The organism is Paenibacillus sp. TY11 (genome assembly GCF_059772165.1).
Genome location: NZ_JCBAIQ010000010.1, coordinates 74,167 through 92,458 on the forward strand (window position 1 = coordinate 74,167; position 18,292 = coordinate 92,458).

Below are 18,292 nucleotides of genomic sequence, written 5' to 3' on the forward strand. Positions count from 1 at the left end.
AATGAGGTGACAATAGTGGGACAGGAACCGCAAATTTTAATTTTAACGGCCGATTACGGAGAAGGTCATCATCAGGTGTCCAAGGTGTTGCAGCAAAGCTTGATTCGCAATGGTTATAGCCAGGTGGCGGTTGTCGACTTGTTCCGGGAAGCTTATCCTGTGCTGAACAAAATAATCCGCTTTCTGTACCGGCAAAGCCCGTATGCAGCCAGCCTGGGCATTCCCTATTACGGATGGACCTACCATCTGACCAACCAGCTTCCCATGAAGGGAAAGATCGCAGCCTGGATGAACAGTCTTGGCGGCGACAGGCTCAAGAAAATCATCCTCCAGTACCAGCCGGAAGTCATCATTTATACATTCCCGTTCGGTAGCTTGCCAAGCAGCGAGGCATTATCTGCGATCCGTCCCCGGACTGCTGTTGTCATAACGGACTTTGACGTTCACCGAAGATGGCTGTTCGCCAAGCCGGATCATTATTTTGTCCCTGCCAGCGACGTGAAAGAGGCCATGGTCAGGCAGGGCGTCCCCGAGAGTCGTATTACCGTGACCGGAATTCCGGTCAGGGAGTCATTTTATGATGCGGCAATGATCGGTTCCGGCTCCGTTAAAGAAGCAGATGAGCATGTGATTCTGCTTATGGCTAACGCCTGCGGCACATTGCATTCGCTATCGAGGCTCATCGGGAAGCTGCTGCTCTTGTCAGGCGTCCGCATTCAAGTGATTTGCGGCCGGCAGGAAGGATGGAGACGGAGGCTTGCGGAGAGCTGGGCGGATGATGCAAGAGTGGATGTATTCGGCTTCACCGATCAATTGCATGTTCTGATGAGCAGCGCCTGCTGCGTCATCACGAAAGCGGGAGGCGTTACACTATCCGAGACGATTCAGGCCGGGGTTCCGATTTTCATCCTAAATCCGTTTCTGGGGCAGGAGAAGGAAAATGCCCTGTATTTGCAGCGCAAAGGAGCGGCAGTCGTGGCCTTTACGATTCATGATCTGGTGTTGCAGATACAAGCGATGATCTCCTCTGAGCCGATCAAGCAGTCGATGATGAACGGGCTGCTCGCAGCAAGGCAGAAAACGGCTGCGGACCATATTGTCCGGCATTTGTTTCCTGAGGCAAGTCCCTTAAGAAGGGGTGGAATATGATGAGCGGGAGGAGCGCGTTCAAGCTTTCTACTCTGACGCTGTTCACGGTGCTTTTTTGCACAGAGTTTGTCCGAAGCGCTTTCTTGTTCTCGTTCCTGCCGAACTTTGCCGTCAACGAGTCGGGGCAAACCGTTGCTTTGGTCGGTCTTGCCGTCTCGCTTCATTATACAGCCGATACGCTGATTAAATGTGTGGCTGGATATTTGCTGGACAGGTTTTCGCTGCGCTGGCTGCTGCCCGCCACTTTCGTCCTGATGCTGTCCGGACTAGCCGCCGTGTTCTTTAGTCCGTATGCCTGGGGGCTCGTTGCCGGTTCCGTGATGCTTGGGATGGGGGCGTCGCCTATATGGCTCATTTGTCTGGAGAAAATCCGGCTGACGGAGCGGGCGGCCCAGATTGGGGCGATATACACCGTGTGGCTGGCCTGCATCGGTCTGGGGCCGGTCACAATCAATCTCACCTTCGATTATGGCTTCGAACCTGCCTTCCGGCTGATGGTTGCGCTGCTCGCCGTCGGCTGCATCGCATCGTTCGGGATTAACAGAACAACCCCTTTGCATCTCCAGAACGTCAGCTTTGCCGAACAAGCGGCAGGACTGCGAAGAAGACTCGTTCAGCTGAAATGGCTGCTGCCAGGCATGGTCCTGCAGATGACCGCCGCAGGACTGCTGCTGCCGATACTGCCCGGTTTTGCCGCTGACCATCTCGGTCTGAGCCAGCCGCAATATTCGCTAATGCTCATATTAGGCGGGGCCGGCGCGATGCTGTTTCTTGTCCCGATGGGGAAGCTGGCCGATCGATGGGGGCACAAGCAAATGCTGTTCGCCGGTTTCGTATCGCTTACGGTCGTATTGGCTCTGTTAATCGTATCCATGCCGCCGCCTGCATTAACGATGCTGTTTGCCTTTATGCTGGGATTGTCTTACTCAGCCGTGCTTCCGGCCTGGAATGCGGTGCTGTCGTACCTTGTTCCGGAGGATCAGAAGGGGACCGGGTGGGGAGTACTCTCCGGGATTGAAGGGCTCGGTATTATGATTGGCCCGGTCATCGGGGGATGGATAGCCAGCCAGTATACGAATGCCGCTGCCATTAGCATCAGCGCTGCTTTACTGGCGGTTCTTGCACTTTTTTATTTGATTTTGCCGCAAAACAAGCTTGTCTCGGCTGGCGGGACTTTGCAGCACAAGAGGGAGAATGCTCATGGACCTGATCGGGTTAGTTGAACAATTGTTTCACGAATATGGATACCTGGTCTTGCTCATCGGCTTGCCGCTGGACTTCATCGCGCTCCCCATTCCGCCGGGCAACAGCACCTTGACCTATACCGGTTTCTTAGCCTCTAAAGATGTGCTTCATGGGCTGTCGGCTATTGCGATGGCCCTGACGGGATCGATTATAGGGTCACCATCACGTACGTGATTGGCTACAAGGCAGGTATGCCTGTGATCGAGCGTTACGGCCGCTGGCTCTTCCTCAAGCAGGAGTTGGTCGAGAAGACGCGCCGCTACTATGACAAATACGGGGACCGATTGCTGCTGGTCAGCTTCTTCATTCCTGGAGTCCGGCAGTTTATCGGCTATTTTATCGGCATTATCCGGGTGCCGTACTGCAAAGTGCTCCTATATGCCTATACCGAGGGCGCTCTATGGGTCATTGCATTTTTTTCAATCGGCTATTTCTTCGGGGAGCAGTGGCAATATATGTTCAGCATCATTGAGCAATATTTGAAGTTCTTTTTTATCGGAGTGGCTTTTCTCGCGGGGGTGTGGTTGCTGGTTCAAGTTCGAAGCTCGAGGGGGAGTCGCAGTAAAGGGAACGTAAGGAGCGGAGGGAAGTGAATCACGGCGATATGATGATGCGGAAGAAGCTACCGGACGGCAAAACCGTGTTGGAGAAGTCGGACTTGGCCGCCCATCTTCTCCTGCCGAATGGGGACGCAGCAGTTCAATTCAGCGCAACGATCGTCACAACATAGTCCAGCCAGATGCAATTAGCTAAAGTCGAAGTAATTATAAGGGGGTGTCCCAAGCAGCCATTTAAGGCTGTTGGTACACCCTCCTTTTTTTATGCAAAATAATGCCCTTCTTCGAGATCGGCGATCAGTCCGGGCTGCATCGGTTTCCAGCCCAGAAGCTCCCGTGTTGCCAGACTCGCCTGCGCAGTGTTGAACACGCCTGCGATGTCGAATGCCGCAATGGGGCCTAGAAAGCCGAAATGGGCAGCAGCTTCTTCAGGTGTGGTGCTGACCGTCGGCACGTTCAATTGCCGCCCGATGACCTCGGCGATCTCGAAGAACGGAATGCCTACATCGCCGACGCCAAGCATCCGTGAGCCCGCCGGGGCGGATTCCAGCGCCAGTCGGTACAGAACCGCCGGCCAGCGGTTCGTTCCGTCGCCGATGTAGGCGGCGAAGCCCTTCTCCCGGGCGATGTTGATCATCATCGGTACAAAGGCCCTATCGCCTTCGCCGTGCACGGACGGTGAAAGCGTGACGATGAATGCCCGAATACCCCGCTCTGCCATTGCAAGCACTGCATGGTCCACGGTATGTCCATTTTTGTGAAGGTGACCCGTGGTAATGAACGGCTTCCCGGAGCCTATACTTTTCTGGATTTGCGGTCGGGAGCTTCTTTCTTGGGATAGGCTGAGCTATGTTCTCAGTGGGTGTAAACTCACTGCCCAATATTAGCCAAAAGAAAAGTAAGGCACCTAAGAACACGTCCGAAGCTCCTGGAAGTATCAGCTCAAGCAGGTTTATCGTAACGAAAAGCTGTGGTTTTTCAGCATTTTTTACTTCATCACCTTCGGCTCTTTCGTTGCTTTTACAATCTATATTCCTAGTTTTCTGGTCGGCTATTTTAAATAAAGCAAGGTGGATGCATGAATTGACTTGGAAGCCGAAGCATGGAGCTTCAAAATACAAAAACTGAACGAGTAGCTTCTAATATACGGCGTCAGCAATAGCCAAAGAAGAGCGCAAAAAATCAAAAGTACGGTAAGAAAAGAAAACTGTAAAGAAACATTCTCCGACTGCAATCAAAAAAGAAAGTACACTGAAGCAGGGGGAGTTGAGAAACAAAAGCGTTACGAATGCTATCAAAAAAATGTATGGCCGGGTTGGAGAATTTCGGCACCTCCGGGGAAAATCAAAAAGTACAACATCAATGATATTTCAGAAAATTAGGTTGATGACAAGAAGCAATGAATTTGGAGATTGCTGCTAAATGAATTGCTGGAATTTCCAGTGAAGTCTTCTTGTTTAATTGTCGTGGTAGTTTAGTTTATCCATTGCTAACTAAGTTGTATGAGCTCTATCAAATAACATAGTTAGAACAACAACTCATTCTGGGCATGTTTTTTTGCCTATCGGTAAAGGTTGTTGTCCTAACACCTTTTGTACTAGAGATCCCTATCTTAGCAAGCACGTCATATAAGACAGTTGACAGTTTGTCATGCGGTATATGTGACAGGTCCAAGTACGATGTCATCAAAAGCTTGGCGGTTTTATCACTGTTCGATTTAACAATATCGGAGGTAAAGTGAGGGGGTAAAGCAGCACAACATTCTAAAATAATAGGAGCGATTGCGTTATGAAATCATTCACCATTCAAAAAGGAGTTGCACTTACTTTAACAGCTATATTGGCGGGTACACTGATATTCCCTGCTTATGGAACTGTCCACGCAGCGGGTCAGACGGCAACCTATCAAGCAATCGATAAAGCTGCCAATACCGACAATATTCCAGGCGTTGTCGTTACCGTGAAGAAAGGAGATGCGAGTTGGTCATATGCTTCCGGTGAAGGGAATATCGAAAGAAACCATAAGGTGGACGCCGACTCCTCTTTCCGGATCGGAAGTACAACGAAGACGTTTGTCGCTACGGTTGCCTTGCAGCTTGCTGGCGAGAAGAAGCTGTCCCTTGATGATACGGTGGAGAAATGGCTGCCGGGGCTCATACAGGGCAATGGGCACGACGGCAATAAAATTAAGATTCGTCAATTGCTAAATCAAACAAGCGGACTTCCAGACTACTTGACTCCAGAACTCAAGACTAAATTACTCACAAATCCTGGCGAAAATTATACAGCTGAGCAGTTAATCGCCCGCGGCTTGGAGTTAAAGCCGGTAACAGGGTGGGCATACTCGAACACGAATTACGCGATTATTGGCCTCATTATCAAGAAAGTCACCGGGGAAACATATGCGGAGCAGATTAAGAAACGAATTATTGAACCGCTTCAACTTAAAGAAACGTTCCTCCCCGGTAACTCGATGGATATTCCGAAAAAAAATGCCCGCGGCTACTTCGACATGGGAAATAAATTATTAGATATTACTGTGATGAACCCATCGTGGGCTAACGCCGGCGGAGACATGATCTCGACAGGGGAAGACATGACGACGTTTTTTCGCGCCTTATTGGGTGGAAAACTGTTGATACCGGAGATGCAGAAAGAGATGGTGACCAGCACAGCCGACTCCCCATATGGAAAGTATGGACTTGGCATACACCAAACAAAGCTACCGGACGGCACCATCGTATGGGGACATGGAGGAGGTATTCCTGGATTCACCAACTTCGCAGGCGGAACGGAGGACGGTCAACATGTCATCTCGATAAATATCAATGTACTGGGAGATGCGGTTAAACATATCGACAATATTTTAGCGTCGGAATTCGCAAAAGAAACCAAAAAAGAACTCAACGAGAAAGAAAAGAAAAGCAAGCATCGGGAAGAAGTCAAACGCGTCATGGATCAAGTAGTTACCAACAAAAGAGTTCCAAGTGTCGTAGCAGGCGGGCTACAGGATGGGGAACGTTGGTCCTACGCTACGGGTACTGCCAGTTTCGAAGTGCCACGCCCGGTGGAGCCGGATTTTTCATTCCGTATTGGAAGCATCACGAAGACATTCACTGCTACCGTTGTATTGCAGTTGGCTGAGGAGAAACAATTGAACCTGGATGATTCGGTCGAAAAATGGCTACCGGGGGTCATAAAGGGTAACGGGTATGACGCCAACAAAATTACGATTCGTCAGTTATTGAACCATACAAGTGGGCTTGCGAGCTATACTGATAATAATTTTCGAGATATTACCTTGCCTCAAAATCCATACCGTTACTATTCCACCGATGAGCTTATCAGCTTGGGACTTTCAAAGCCGCCTGTATTTGCGCCAGGGAAGGGCTGGAACTATTCCAACATGAATACTATACTAGCCGGTCAAATTATTCAGAAGGTAACAGGAGATACGTATGCGGAGCAGATCAGGAAACGGTTCATCGAACCGCTCGGGATGACAGGGACATTTGTAATGGAAAATAGTCACGATATTCCGGGTAAGCATGCCACAGGATATAATATGGACAGATCGGGTCATTTGTATGATTTAACAGAAATGAATCAATCATTTGCAAATGCAGCCGGAGATATGGTCTCAACAACCAAAGATTTGACCACCTTCTTCAGTGCGCTGTTGGGCGGAAAGCTTCTAAATCAAGAGATGATGGACCAGATGCTCACAACAGTAGATTCACCTTTAGGTAAGGTCGGACTAGGGATTTATGAAGTAAAAACAGCGGACGGGCAATCCTACTGGGGGCATGCCGGCGGTACTTTCGGATTTGAATCGAGAGCCGGCGGATCTCTAGGCGGGCAGCATATTTTGGTAACGTGCATCAACTCGGTAGCCCCGGAAGTGGCGCCGGCTCACAATAAAATAATCGATAAGGAGTTTGGCCGTTAAGTTTAAAGCCGACATCGCGTCCTTTATTTGAGGGCGGATGTCGGTTTCTGCTGTGATTAACCGTCGTTTCATGCAATCGAGGCACATATGTCCGCATTCAGAGTAAAACGACATCAAAATAGATAAGATGCACGAGGGGCATAACGACGGCGTATTTTATATTCGGTCGGTCGAGCTCTACTATCGACTTCTTTACCACTCCCGCCAACAGATTGTTTACCGCCGAAATGGGTAAAATAGGTTAGACGCAAATTCGATATAGAGAATAAGAAGATATATGAATTTTTAGAAATACATAGTAGGTATAGACAACGTAATATTACTAACCTACACATTGCACCAGCCTACAATTTCTATTTAAAAAAGACTTCAAGGAAAATCAAACATTAAGACTGTTGTACAAAAATATCAGAATTTCGTTAATGTTATTCCGCTAACGGGAAACGATAGTTCAAAAAAACAGCGGCAGTCTATGACTTTATTTTTTAGTCAATGGCTGCTGCTGTTTCTTTTTTGGAAGTCGGTCTGGAGGTTTCCTGGAAGGTCCGGATTCTTTGATCTTTGAGCGGATGGATCGTCCTGTTGTCTCATGTTTTCGACATTAGGGATGTAACTTATTGAGTTGCTACTGTCTTTCGTTATTTGTTGGTCTCAGCAAACGGTTCTCTCAATCTGATCACGAACCCGCTGAAAAACTACCCATTTCTCTTCGTCTGTTAAATCAAATTACTGAACGGGAACTGGCTCTCTGACCAATTGATACATATTTCCTAAAGTTGTTAAAGTCATACTAGGAGCGGCCTCTAGAGGGTAATAGCCTTTTTTGACCATCCATTGCCACACTTCATAAGCATGGCGTGAACTCATTCGAAACACATCTTCTAAAAAAATCCTTATATCGGGATTGCTCATTTCCATCGCGGACCACGCATATTCCCTGCCTGCTCTTTTTAAAGTTAGCAGGTATGCTGTAGCCATCTCTCGATCATCAAATTGCTGTACAGAAGTTCGAGGGGTTACTGGAATTGGACTGGCTTGGGATTGAGTAAATGATTGAAGTATTGGTTGCAGATCGGGAACCGGGAACTCGGAAGAGGCCCCTTCTGCTTTACTTAAATACTCCACTTTCATGTTGTAATCCTTAATATGAAGCGGAAAATGTTTGTGTAATATGGATTTCAACTCAGCATCCTGAACTTGGTTCATAAAGCAAGCCATATTGGTTATCGAATTTACACAACTTAATGCCAATTCATGTAGATCTTGCGCTTCACGTACGGTTAATTGCATTTTGCCTTTCCTCCTTTGAATTGGTTACCTAGATAGGATTTACGGCAAATTCTTATTTATTCAGTTTACATTAAGAGGAGAACTCTACTTTACTGGACATATACTAATAAACATTATTTAGGTGATCAATTTCAATAATCTTTACTTCCATTCAGTCCATGGATAAAGGGAGGGAAGGCATAGGTAAATTTTTGTCACGCAAAAAATGCACAAATCTGCCTACATAATGGGTTATTGACACAAATGTCCCCACATATATATAGGGCAAAAAATCGGATGACAAGAACAAAGTTTTAACCACATTTATATTTTCAAACAATATATATTGACGTAAAAACAGAATTATATATAATACTAATGAGTGATCACTCACTTTATTGTGAGTATTTACTTAATTTTGTTTGGAGCGGGGAAACTTATGGAACAATTAACCTTGGAAGCTTCACCACAGGCCTCCTGTGTCCGTATTAATCACGTCGACCGTTTTTTTAGTAAGAAGCAGGTGCTTTTTAACATTAATCTGGACATTCCTTATTCCCAGATCTTCGGTATACTCGGCCCTTCCGGCTCCGGCAAAACGACACTGGTCAAAATGATTGCTGGCGTGGATGAGGCTACAAACGGCGAAGTGTATGTGCTTGACAAGAAGATGCCCCTACTGTCCATGCTGAAGAAGATTGGCTATATGGCGCAGGCTGATGCTCTGTATGGGGAGCTTACGGCAGCGGAGAATCTAAATTTTTTTGCTTCCATGTTTAAAATGCCGCGCGCCAAAAAACAGCAGCGTATCAAGGAAGTGTTGGAGTTGGTCGATTTGACGGCTTTTATAACCCGGCAGGTCAAACACTACTCTGGCGGCATGAAGCGCCGCCTGTCCCTTGCGATTGCACTGCTTCATGAACCGCCTATCCTGATCCTGGATGAGCCTACGGTGGGCATTGATCCAGTGCTCAGGATGTCGATTTGGGAGGAGCTTGGGAAGCTTCGCGACAACGGAACAACCATCATCGTGACAACCCACGTCATGGATGAACTGGAACGATGTGACAAGCTTGGCATGATCCGCGATGGTAAGCTGATCGCGTCAGGTTCGCCGTGTGATCTGAAGGCCGCGGCTTCCTCATCGACGATCGAAGGAGCCTTTCTGTATTTTATAGGTGAACGGCGATGAGAACTTTTTCCATTACCTTACGCATATTACAGCAGCTGCGACATGACCCCCGCACTGTAATAATGATGATTTTTGTGCCGATGCTGGTATTGACGCTGCTTTCCTTCATTTTCAACGGATCGGATTATAATCCAAAGATCGGGGCTGTCCATGTGCCGTCCAATTTTATATATAAATTGGAAAATCAGGACGCGAAAGTGTTCCGGTACAGCGAATACGAGGCACATGAAGCCCTCCGAGCTTCCGAGGTGGATGCCGTCATTACGCTAAAGCGGGGTATTCCGCAAATCGAGCTGGAGGGCAGCGATCCGAATAAAAATCAGGCCGTGCTGGCGGTGATCCAGAAGGCAAGTCAGGGTCCCACCCCGACGGTCCATCCCGATGTCACGTATGTATACGGCTATGAGGAAATGTCGTCGTTTGATAACTTCGGTTCCATCCTGATCGGAATGTTTGTTTTTCTGTTCGTGTTCCTGATTTCCAGCGTGGCTTTCCTCGGCGAGCGGACTTCCGGTACTTTGGAGCGGCTTCTAACGACACCAGTGTACCGGTGGGAAATCGTGCTCGGCTATCTGCTGGGCTTCGGCTTCTTTACAGTGATTCAATCCGCGCTGGTGGCCTGGTTTGCGATTAATATTCTTGACGTAATGATGATCGGTTCCTACGGGTTGGTGTTGCTGGTTACTATTCTGACCGCGATGGCTGCTCTTTCAATGGGCATTTCGTTGTCGACCTTGGCCAATAACGAGCTGCAGGTCATTCAGCTGATCCAGGTCACGCTGGTACCGCAGGTCTTTTTCTCCGGGCTGTTCGATATTACGGCGATGCCGGTATGGCTGCAGGCGCTGAGCCGCATCATGCCGCTATCCTATGCGGTGGATGCACTGAAGACGATTATGATCCGCGGCAAAGGATTTTCAGACATTGCTGGAGATGTAGGGGTTCTACTTGGCTTATGTCTGGTTCTGTTTGTGGTGAATACCTTCGCTTTAAAAAAATACCGTAAAATCTAGCAGCTCGATACGGGCTAATCAAGCATGTATATCTTTTCTGAGGTGATCACATGAAAAAGCTACAGGCATGGGGAACAGTGTTTGCGCTGCTGCTGATGACGGGGTGCTCGGGCAGCCCTGGCTCTCTTTTTGGCGGAGATTCGGACACTTTAACGTTGGAAGGCGAGATTGAAAATACAATTATAACGGCTACGAGCACAGTATCCGGCCAAATTATCGAGATGAAAAAGGGTTTGGGCGAGACGGTTGTAAAGGGTGATGTTATTGCCGTTATTGAGCATGAAAGTCAGCAGCACTCTGTAGAGCAGCTTCAGGCCTTGGTGAATCTTAAACAGGCTGCTTTGGAGGAACTGAAGGCGGGGGCGCGCCCGCAGGAAATTGACCAAGCTGAAGCCCAAGTTAATGCCGCTAGGGCCAAATTGGAGGAGCTGCAGGTCGGTTCCCGGCCCGAAGAACTGGAGCAGGCGGAAGCAAAGGTGCGGGCAGCCAAAGCCCAATACGATTTGGTCGCAGCAGGAAATCGGACCGAGCAGATAGCGCAGGCCCGCAATAATATATCCGTCGCCAGCGAAGCAGTAGACACGCAGCAGATGCTGTATGATCAAAGCAAAAAAGACTATGGAATTACACTGACCTTACACAATCAGGGAGTTGTTTCGCGGAGTGAGCTGGATGCTGCCAAAAATAAACTGGACATGGCCGAGCATCAGCTTGCTACGTCCAAGCTTCAGCTCGACAATGCAAAACAGCAGCTGGCTCAACTCGAAAAGGGCGCTAGGGCTCAAGAGGTCAGTATTGCCGCGGCTAACTATGAAGCGGCGAAAGCCAGCCTTGCATTTCTGAAGAAGGGTCCTACCAAGCAGGCCGTCCAGGCGGCCCAAGCGGCGGTGGACCAAGCTAAGGCGCAACTCGCATTGTTGAAAAATGGTGCCACAGTGCAGGCTATTCGTGAGGCAGTGTCCGATCTGGACCAGGCAAAGGCTCAACTGCGGCAGGCGGAGAGCAAGTTGAACAGCTATTTTATCCGGGCGCTTGATACCGGTATTATTGTAAGCAAAAATTATGAGCTAGGCGATGTTGTGAATGTCGCCAGTCAGATCGCCGACATCGCGGCAAACGATTTGCAGGTTGTAGTGTATTTACCGGTGGAGCATTTGGATAAGGTCACCTACAACCAGACGCTGTCAGTGAGCTCGGCGGCAGGGAAGCTGGAAGGACGAGTCAGCTATATTGCGTTGGAAGACGAATATTTGCCAGAGGACAAACAGAGCGGCTCAACGGAGCCGACCGCTGTCGAGATGAAGGTATCGGTCAAGGAGGAAAGCGGCGTCCTGAAATCGGGCATGCCGGCCGAGGTGACAGTTCCTCTGACCGCGAAGGAAGCTGACGAATGAGGCAGAAGATAGTTTTGAATTTGTTTTCACGAGCAGACTATAATGGAAACACTGAAAGGAAGTGAAATCTGGTTGCCTCAAAATAATTTGTTTGATGAGATTATAGCTTATGCCAAGGAATCCAGCCTTAAACAAAGCGCTAAACAGAAGAAAATTCTTGAAGTGGCCATTGGCATGTTCGCCAAAAAGGGTTACTCCAATACCTCTACAGCAGAAATTGCCAAGCTGGCTGAGGTATCGGAGGGTACCATATTTAAGCACTATGGAACCAAGGATAAACTGTTGTTTTCGATTATCTTCCCGTTTATCAAAAGCGCTCTGCCGAGTTTGGCTGATGAAGTATTTCGCGAGATTTTTACAGAAAAAACGGCTACTTTTAAAGACTTTTTAATGGCTTTTTTCAAAAACCGTACCCAATTTATAATGGAGAACCGGCAAATTTTTCAGGTCGTCGTGAAGGAGTTGATTTATAGGGAAGAACTCAGGAACGAACTGCTTCCACTGTTCCAAGAGAACATTACTCCGCGTATAAATCGGGTAGTGGATTATTTTAAAGCCCAAGGTGAGCTTATCCAGCTTCCAAATGAGATGATTTTGAAGGCGCTGTTCACTTTTTTTGGAGGCTTCTTCATTTCAAACTTTGTATGGTTGAATAGATCAGCGGTCAGCAACGATGAGATTGAAGCCGCAGTTCAGTTTGTGATGCACGGACTGACGAATTCAAACGAAGGAAGCGAATAATGAAAAAATAGAGGCTGTTGGAATTTCGGCAGTCTTCCTTCTTTTCTACCCTTATGTACCGTGTAGAGCTTGCCTTAGACACGTCGAAATAAGCAATAGAAAACAGAAATGCAAAAGTTATAATTATGTGTAATTTCTCATTTTAAGGATTCAGTTCTGAACTGAAGGGCTTTTTTTGAATTTAAGTAAATTTCTATTCGGGAAAAATTTCTTTAAATCAATATGTTCATCGTTTAGTGCGAAATGGAGCATCTTTTCATGTACATTATTGGGGAGTCATGCCAAAGCATTATGACAATTTACTGCATAAAGGCTTACGAAAATGGACATGACGTTATTGACTCTACCGATGTTGATGCAGTTATCGTAACCTCTGGGGCCCTACAAAAAGCGATAGAGATTAAGCATTTCTAATGACCTTTTTTTAGTTGCTGAATTAATCGGTATTAAACTAATGGGTAGTTTAGCCCAAATATATTCAATGTAGGGAACATACTGGTAAATCGGGAATTAGGGACAACCTTATTATGAATGAACAAACCGTAGAAAAAGTAAAGCAAGCACACGATGCAATTGCACAAGCACAAATTGGACGAGGATATTGTAATTGCTAGTGAAGTCGCCCAGGTTGAATAAATGGAAATAAAGAGGGGGAGAATCCCAAATGAGACGGGATGTCAACAACAGCTTTTATTAGTAGGAGGGCAAGTTTATGGCCAAAATAATTGACGTTACGTTAGCGACAATGCAGAGCGTAGGAACTCAAGCGGCATCCCCATTAGGCGCGATACGGTGCTCAACAGTCCGCGCCGTGAACGACAAAGAAAGACACCAGATAGAGCTCCTATACTATAGAGGAGACTCCGAGCAACCGATGCATCCAAGTGGGAAAAGATTCCTTCTACCAGGTGAGAGTCTGACATTCAACGTCACAAAACGACTTACAGTTCATTCAGAAGATGAGATGTTAATGTTTGATTACGACCTAAATGAAAAACCCAGTGGCCCTGACGATCGAGGGGAAATATATCAAGGTAGTGATTACCGTAAGGTACGATTTGAGGAGCTCGATGGGTTCCAGACAATCTCTTGTTCTTATGGAGTTGTTGACGGAGGAGGATACACAAAAAAAATCAATGTAATTTATACGGTAAATCTCATTTCGGGATGATACTTGAGCCTGCATGGCTGGCTGAAGACCAAGAACTCGGGTACGTTAATGTAATAAAACAACGGCAGTCTAGGACTTTATTTTTCTGTCTTAGGCTGCCGCTATTTCTTTTATTTAATCTGTCTAAAACGTAGCACAGCCCCTGTACCGGCTATACGCCTCGTACTTATCTGGCCGGGATGCTGCGTGTCCCCTCTGTCATCGGGGAGGAGCAGAGCGGGCACACTGGCGGCGTGCCTGTGCCAGCCGCAGCTGTGCGGCGTGCGCCTGTTGTATCGCGCCGCATCCACGCCTTGCAGGCGTCGTCGGTGCATTTCCACACAGGCACGCTGATGCGTGGCTCTGTACGTGAGCCTGCCACCGACGAGGTTGTTCGCGCCGCAGCACTGCCCGGCCCGGGCTTGCTGCTCACACGGGTCGCTACACCGGATGCGGACGCTCCACCGCTGACACGGCTGCTGTACCCGGAAGCATTCTTTGGTTGCCCGAAGCTGGTGCGGCGCGTTTCCGGCTTGGAAGCCTCAGGGGGCGTGACCCCATAGGCTTCCAGCAGGAAGCGTGACACGGCGGCAGGCTTGCCGTGATTGGAGGCGGGGGAGGTAATATACAGCAGCTCCTTCGCCCGGGTGACGGCCACGTAAGCGAGGCGGCGCTCTTCCTCCAGCGCTGCATCGTTATCCACGGCCGCTGTAGGGGCTACGCCTGCCCGCCGATCCTCCGGTAGCTCGCTGTGCAACGCCGAGCTGTGCGGCAGGATGCCTTCGCTTGCCCCGATCCAATAGACGCAAGGGAACTCCAGTCCCTTGGCGCGATGGATCGTCATGAGACGAACGGCATCGCTGTCTTCCTCTCTGCGCAGCGATTCCATCTGGCGGTGACGCTCGGAAAGCTCGTCCGCAAAGCTGACGAACGCCTCTACCGTCTCGAAGCGCTTAGCTGCCGTTTCCAACTCCTCCAGACTTTCTTGCATCGTTTCCTTATAATGAGTCCATGCACCCGTATCTCCACTTTCCAAATATTTGTCATAAAAGACGCGCCGCATTTCTTGAATGGCATAGGCCGGTTTCATTGTAGTGAGACTGCGAATCAGACGAATGCGCTCTTTCACCTGTTCACGCTGAAAATCACGTAGTCGATCCCAGCGGCTGAGATGAATCAGCGGGTATTTTTTAGCCTGCTGTTTTTCCTCGCGCATAATCCATTCCATCCCCGCCTCACGGGAGACGTACAGCGGCCCAAGGGTGCTCGGAATAGATTCCATTCGCCGGGGGTTCAACGACAAACGCAGGTGATCCATTAAGGGACGAATCAGAGACTGATCGTAAAATACGGCTCCTGCTCCGTACTGAATAAAGGGGACATCCCGCATAATCAATTGCTCAAAAATAGATCGGCTTCCGCTGGCTGTCCGGTGCAAAATAGCGATATCCCGGTAGCGCAGCCGACCTTCCTCTACCTGCCCGAGTAGATGGGTAACAATATGCCCCGCTTCTTCCTCAGGTCCGGATGGTGTGGCAAACTGCGGCGGCAAGCCCTCACGCCCGGCAGCCGAAAGACGTTTGGAGCGTCGATGAACATTTTTGGCGACAATGTTAGAGCCCAGCCCCAAAATCCGCGCATCGCTGCGATAATTAATATCAAGGGTAATGACCTTAGCATCCTTATAGACCTTGTCAAACTCCAGAATGGATTCCTGACGTGCCCCATTAAAGGTATAGATCGTCTGGTCATCATCTCCGACGACCATCAGATTGCGGTGTCGGGCAGCCAATCGCTGCACCATTTCATATTGCAGGGCATTCGTATCCTGAAATTCATCGACCATGATATGGGAAAAACGTCGCTGAAGCGGCTGAAGCACATCAGGGTCACGCAGCAGTACGGAAGCACGCAGCAGAATATCGTCAAAATCCATTTTATTGCGTTCCTGTTTCCAGGCTTCATAGGCGAGCATGGCACGCTTGGCATCCGATTCCTCGCGTGCGGTTTCCGGTAGCTCGTCCGCGCTGCGGCCTTCCGCTTTCCAGGCGGAGAGGGCAGACAGCAGGCTTTCCGGCTGGAATGCCTCGCTAAGTCCAAGCTGGCGCAGCATCATTTTCATGACGGTATGCTGGGCCTGCGTTTCACCGAACACTTCATCTTGTACCCCGCGATGACGCAGCATCGCCAAAGCGAATGAGTGAAAGGTGCGTGCCTGAACGGCACGTGCAGCAGCAGGGCGTACACCGGGCAGTCCTGCGATGCGCAGCTTCATTTCGGCAGCTGCCTTGCTGGTGAAGGTCACCAGCAGGATGGACGATGCAGGGACATCCCGCATCGCCATCAGGTAGCCCGCGCGGGCAGCCAACACTGTGGTTTTGCCGCAGCCAGCCCCTGCTAGGGTTAAAAGGGGGCCTTTGCCGTGGCGGACGGCCTGAATCTGTGGGCGGTTCAGGTGAATACCCGCGTTCTCTATAGCACGAAAATAGGCCGAGTCTTGGTCGGTGTCGGGTACCAGCGTTATACTGGTATCCATGGAAGCACGACGTGCCTGAGGGCTCGACGTTGAATAAGGAACCCCGATGGGTCGGGGGTAAAAAGCAGGATGTGGGTCCATGATCCTGAAACCCCTTTCGTTCTTAAAATCTTCCATTTTCACAAATGGGGGTAGTTTTTGGTATGATAGAGTTCTAGTCAGCTTTAGCTGACGATAGGAACAAGGCGATGGACTAAAATGATGCTGAAATTTATGCGGATCTTGCCGGATCGGAGCGTCAGAACGTCAACATGTTGACGCCAATGCCTATAGCTTTCAAACAGGCGATATGACCGCATTCCATTATACAGGAGTTCGAGGTTTGCCAACAGAAAAAAACTTTGGGATATGCGGACGGTACATTGAAATCCGGCTGGATATGGGGAGGAAATAACGATGAAACTGATTCAACGTATAAAGGAAGGCGCTAATCGCGCAACAGAAAGGGCGCAGCATGCTGTCGAGATCAGTAAGATCAATTCTCAAATTACTACGATTCAGCAGGAAATGGATGTTCATTTCTTACGAATGGGTCAAATCTTTTACGAAGGCTACCGGGCATCCGACATGTCGGTGGCAGAAACCGAGATGACACAGCTATCCACTGCTTGTGATGAGCTTCAGGATGAAATTGACGAGCTGCGCAGCAGAATTGCACAATTGAAAAACGCTCATCTATGCACCTGTGGAGCCGTTGTACCGCTGGATGCGAATTTTTGCCCAAAATGCGGACGCAAGCTAAATGAAGGTCAGTCTGCTTCCAAGCAAGTGGCTGCCGTGCGTGAAGAAATACCGACAGACGTCTATTCTTTTGATCTGCGCAAGCCGGAGGCAGCCAAGGCTACTCAGCCTGCTTATACGGAGTATACAGAGCAAGAAGTAGTTGAGCGGCATGAACAGGAGCAGGATGAGCTGCATGAAAACGAACCAGCCGGATCAGACCGCAATTATGTGTCTGATTTTACACCGGAGGAAAAAGCGGCATTCGACGAGGAGTGGGAGCGCCGTCGTCAGGAAGAGCTGGAGAAAGAACACCGCCGTCTTGAAGAACTGGAACGTGAGCGGGAGCGTCAGGAGGAGCTGGACGAGCGCATTCGATATTGGAAGTCCAACAACTCCGGAGCTGAGAAGCCGGCAACGCCGTCTACACAAGTACGTGAAAATGTAAAATGCCAAATCTGTACTGCAGAACTACCCAAAGGGTCCAAGTGGTGCCCGCGCTGTGGAGCTGAACAGATTTGACGCAGCCGAACAGGCTGCCGCAGGACACAGACATAACGCCGGGCAGCATAGGGGGAACAGAACATATGGAGCGTTTGCTGCATCATCTGCGGAATCTGGGTTTTACGGAAATGGAAGCCAAGGTTATGGTCGAGCTTTCGAAGCAAAATGCGGCTTCCGGCTATGAAGTGGCTAAGCGTCTAGGCGCATCACGCTCCAACGTGTACGCGGCTTTGCAGCGTTTGGCCGGGCAGGGATACCTCAGAACCAGTGCGGGAGAGCCTGTACGGTACAGCATGCTGCCGCCGGGTGAACTGACCCGGATGATCGAAGGGCAGATGCAGGAGTCCCTGCGTGCGGTGGAGAAGGAAATGCCACGAACAGAACCAGCCAAGCCGACCTTTTATAACGTGGAAGGTGACCGGAAGGTGCTAGAAAGCCTGACACGTGAGTTGGAACGGGCAGAACATGAGATTGTGCTGGATTTGTGGCGCGAGGAAGCCGAACTGCTACGGGCAGAGCTGGAAAAAGCCGAGAGACGGGGTGTGCGTCTGCTATGGTCCTGCGACAACGGAGAAAGCGTGCTAGGACCGTGGCTACCGCGCGCGTCTGGCACAGACGGACAGGAACCGGCAGGGCGCAAGTTCTCTTTTGTTATTGACCGGCGTTGGTGCATGCTGGGTATGCGGGGAGAGAATTGCCTGACGCAGGCGCTTATAACAGAGCATCCGGTAATGACAGGCCTGCTGCTTAATCATTTTGCTCAGGATCTTATTCTGTATGAGCTGGAGCATGATTTGGGCAGCGAGCTGTCGACCCGGTATGGCTGGCGGTATGAAGGCATTATCGGCAAATATATGTCAGCGGGAGAATAGCA

General features: G+C 49.2%; 16 protein-coding genes and 1 pseudogene. 14 read left to right on the top strand and 3 right to left on the bottom strand.

What is annotated here, in order from left to right; translation table 11 throughout:
• Positions 1–15: 15 nt before the first annotated feature.
• The 5 genes from AC6EJC_RS13185 to AC6EJC_RS13205 are packed head-to-tail and all read left to right on the top strand — an operon-like array spanning position 16 to position 3,124.
• On the top strand, positions 16–1,149 hold the full coding sequence (locus AC6EJC_RS13185; RefSeq protein WP_444954343.1) for an MGDG synthase family glycosyltransferase: 1,134 nt from the start codon (positions 16–18) through the stop codon (positions 1,147–1,149).
• The gene (locus AC6EJC_RS13190) at positions 1,149–2,372 is read left to right on the top strand and encodes an MFS transporter (protein WP_444954469.1); all 1,224 of its coding nucleotides are present in this window, start codon (positions 1,149–1,151) and stop codon (positions 2,370–2,372) included. Before AC6EJC_RS13185 ends, AC6EJC_RS13190 begins: the two co-directional genes overlap by 1 nt.
• Entirely contained in the window at positions 2,350–2,568 is a 219-nt protein-coding gene (locus tag AC6EJC_RS13195) for a hypothetical protein (protein WP_444954344.1), read from the top strand. The genes AC6EJC_RS13190 and AC6EJC_RS13195 overlap by 23 nt, the downstream gene beginning before the upstream one ends.
• Positions 2,565–2,987 (top strand): DedA family protein, encoded by a 423-nt coding sequence (locus AC6EJC_RS13200; protein ID WP_444954345.1) that lies wholly within the window; start codon positions 2,565–2,567, stop codon positions 2,985–2,987. Before AC6EJC_RS13195 ends, AC6EJC_RS13200 begins: the two co-directional genes overlap by 4 nt.
• Positions 2,984–3,124, top strand: coding sequence for a hypothetical protein (locus AC6EJC_RS13205; RefSeq protein ID WP_225999856.1), 141 nt, complete (start codon positions 2,984–2,986; stop codon positions 3,122–3,124). The genes AC6EJC_RS13200 and AC6EJC_RS13205 overlap by 4 nt, the downstream gene beginning before the upstream one ends.
• A gap of 89 nt (positions 3,125–3,213) precedes the next feature.
• On the opposite strand, the gene AC6EJC_RS13210 is transcribed toward AC6EJC_RS13205, so the two are convergent.
• Entirely contained in the window at positions 3,214–3,672 is a 459-nt protein-coding gene (locus tag AC6EJC_RS13210) for a Rossmann-fold NAD(P)-binding domain-containing protein (protein ID WP_444954346.1), read from the bottom strand.
• Positions 3,673–3,868: 196 nt separating this feature from the next.
• On the opposite strand from AC6EJC_RS13210, the pseudogene AC6EJC_RS13215 reads away from it, so the two are divergent.
• Positions 3,869–4,012, top strand: a pseudogene (locus AC6EJC_RS13215) (MFS transporter); the annotation flags it as partial.
• A 727-nt stretch (positions 4,013–4,739) separates the two neighbouring features.
• Positions 4,740–6,899 (top strand): serine hydrolase domain-containing protein, encoded by a 2,160-nt coding sequence (locus tag AC6EJC_RS13220; protein ID WP_444954347.1) that lies wholly within the window; start codon positions 4,740–4,742, stop codon positions 6,897–6,899.
• Between the two features lie 726 nt (positions 6,900–7,625).
• Here the strand turns inward: AC6EJC_RS13220 and AC6EJC_RS13225 are convergent.
• Positions 7,626–8,189, bottom strand: coding sequence for a spore coat protein (locus tag AC6EJC_RS13225; RefSeq protein WP_444954348.1), 564 nt, complete (start codon positions 8,187–8,189; stop codon positions 7,626–7,628).
• 418 nt (positions 8,190–8,607) lie between these two features.
• Here AC6EJC_RS13225 and AC6EJC_RS13230 point away from each other — a divergent pair, with 418 nt between their 5' ends.
• The 5 genes from AC6EJC_RS13230 (at position 8,608) to AC6EJC_RS13250 (ending at position 13,679) form a co-directional block, all read left to right on the top strand.
• Positions 8,608–9,360, top strand: a complete 753-nt coding sequence (locus tag AC6EJC_RS13230) for an ABC transporter ATP-binding protein (RefSeq protein ID WP_444954349.1) — start codon at positions 8,608–8,610, stop codon at positions 9,358–9,360.
• A complete protein-coding gene (locus AC6EJC_RS13235; protein ID WP_444954350.1) occupies positions 9,357–10,373 on the top strand; it encodes an ABC transporter permease in 1,017 nt (338 codons plus the stop codon). Before AC6EJC_RS13230 ends, AC6EJC_RS13235 begins: the two co-directional genes overlap by 4 nt.
• 50 nt (positions 10,374–10,423) lie before the next feature.
• Positions 10,424–11,767 (top strand): HlyD family secretion protein, encoded by a 1,344-nt coding sequence (locus tag AC6EJC_RS13240; protein WP_444954351.1) that lies wholly within the window; start codon positions 10,424–10,426, stop codon positions 11,765–11,767.
• Between the two features lie 42 nt (positions 11,768–11,809).
• Complete coding sequence (locus AC6EJC_RS13245) at positions 11,810–12,508, top strand: TetR/AcrR family transcriptional regulator (RefSeq protein WP_444954352.1); 699 nt, start codon at positions 11,810–11,812, stop codon at positions 12,506–12,508.
• 712 nt (positions 12,509–13,220) lie between these two features.
• Positions 13,221–13,679: a hypothetical protein gene (locus AC6EJC_RS13250; protein ID WP_444954353.1), complete on the top strand. Its 459-nt coding sequence runs from the start codon at positions 13,221–13,223 to the stop codon at positions 13,677–13,679.
• A gap of 166 nt (positions 13,680–13,845) precedes the next feature.
• Here the strand turns inward: AC6EJC_RS13250 and AC6EJC_RS13255 are convergent, their stop codons facing one another.
• The gene (locus AC6EJC_RS13255) at positions 13,846–16,275 is read right to left on the bottom strand and encodes a UvrD-helicase domain-containing protein (RefSeq protein ID WP_444954354.1); all 2,430 of its coding nucleotides are present in this window, start codon (positions 16,273–16,275) and stop codon (positions 13,846–13,848) included.
• Between the two features lie 315 nt (positions 16,276–16,590).
• Here AC6EJC_RS13255 and AC6EJC_RS13260 point away from each other — a divergent pair, with 315 nt between their 5' ends.
• Together AC6EJC_RS13260 and AC6EJC_RS13265 are read left to right on the top strand one after the other, a co-directional pair.
• A complete protein-coding gene (locus AC6EJC_RS13260) occupies positions 16,591–17,436 on the top strand; it encodes a zinc-ribbon domain-containing protein (protein WP_444954355.1) in 846 nt (281 codons plus the stop codon).
• 65 nt (positions 17,437–17,501) lie between these two features.
• Positions 17,502–18,290: a TrmB family transcriptional regulator gene (locus AC6EJC_RS13265; protein WP_444954470.1), complete on the top strand. Its 789-nt coding sequence runs from the start codon at positions 17,502–17,504 to the stop codon at positions 18,288–18,290.
• The last annotated feature ends 2 nt before the right edge of the window (positions 18,291–18,292 follow it).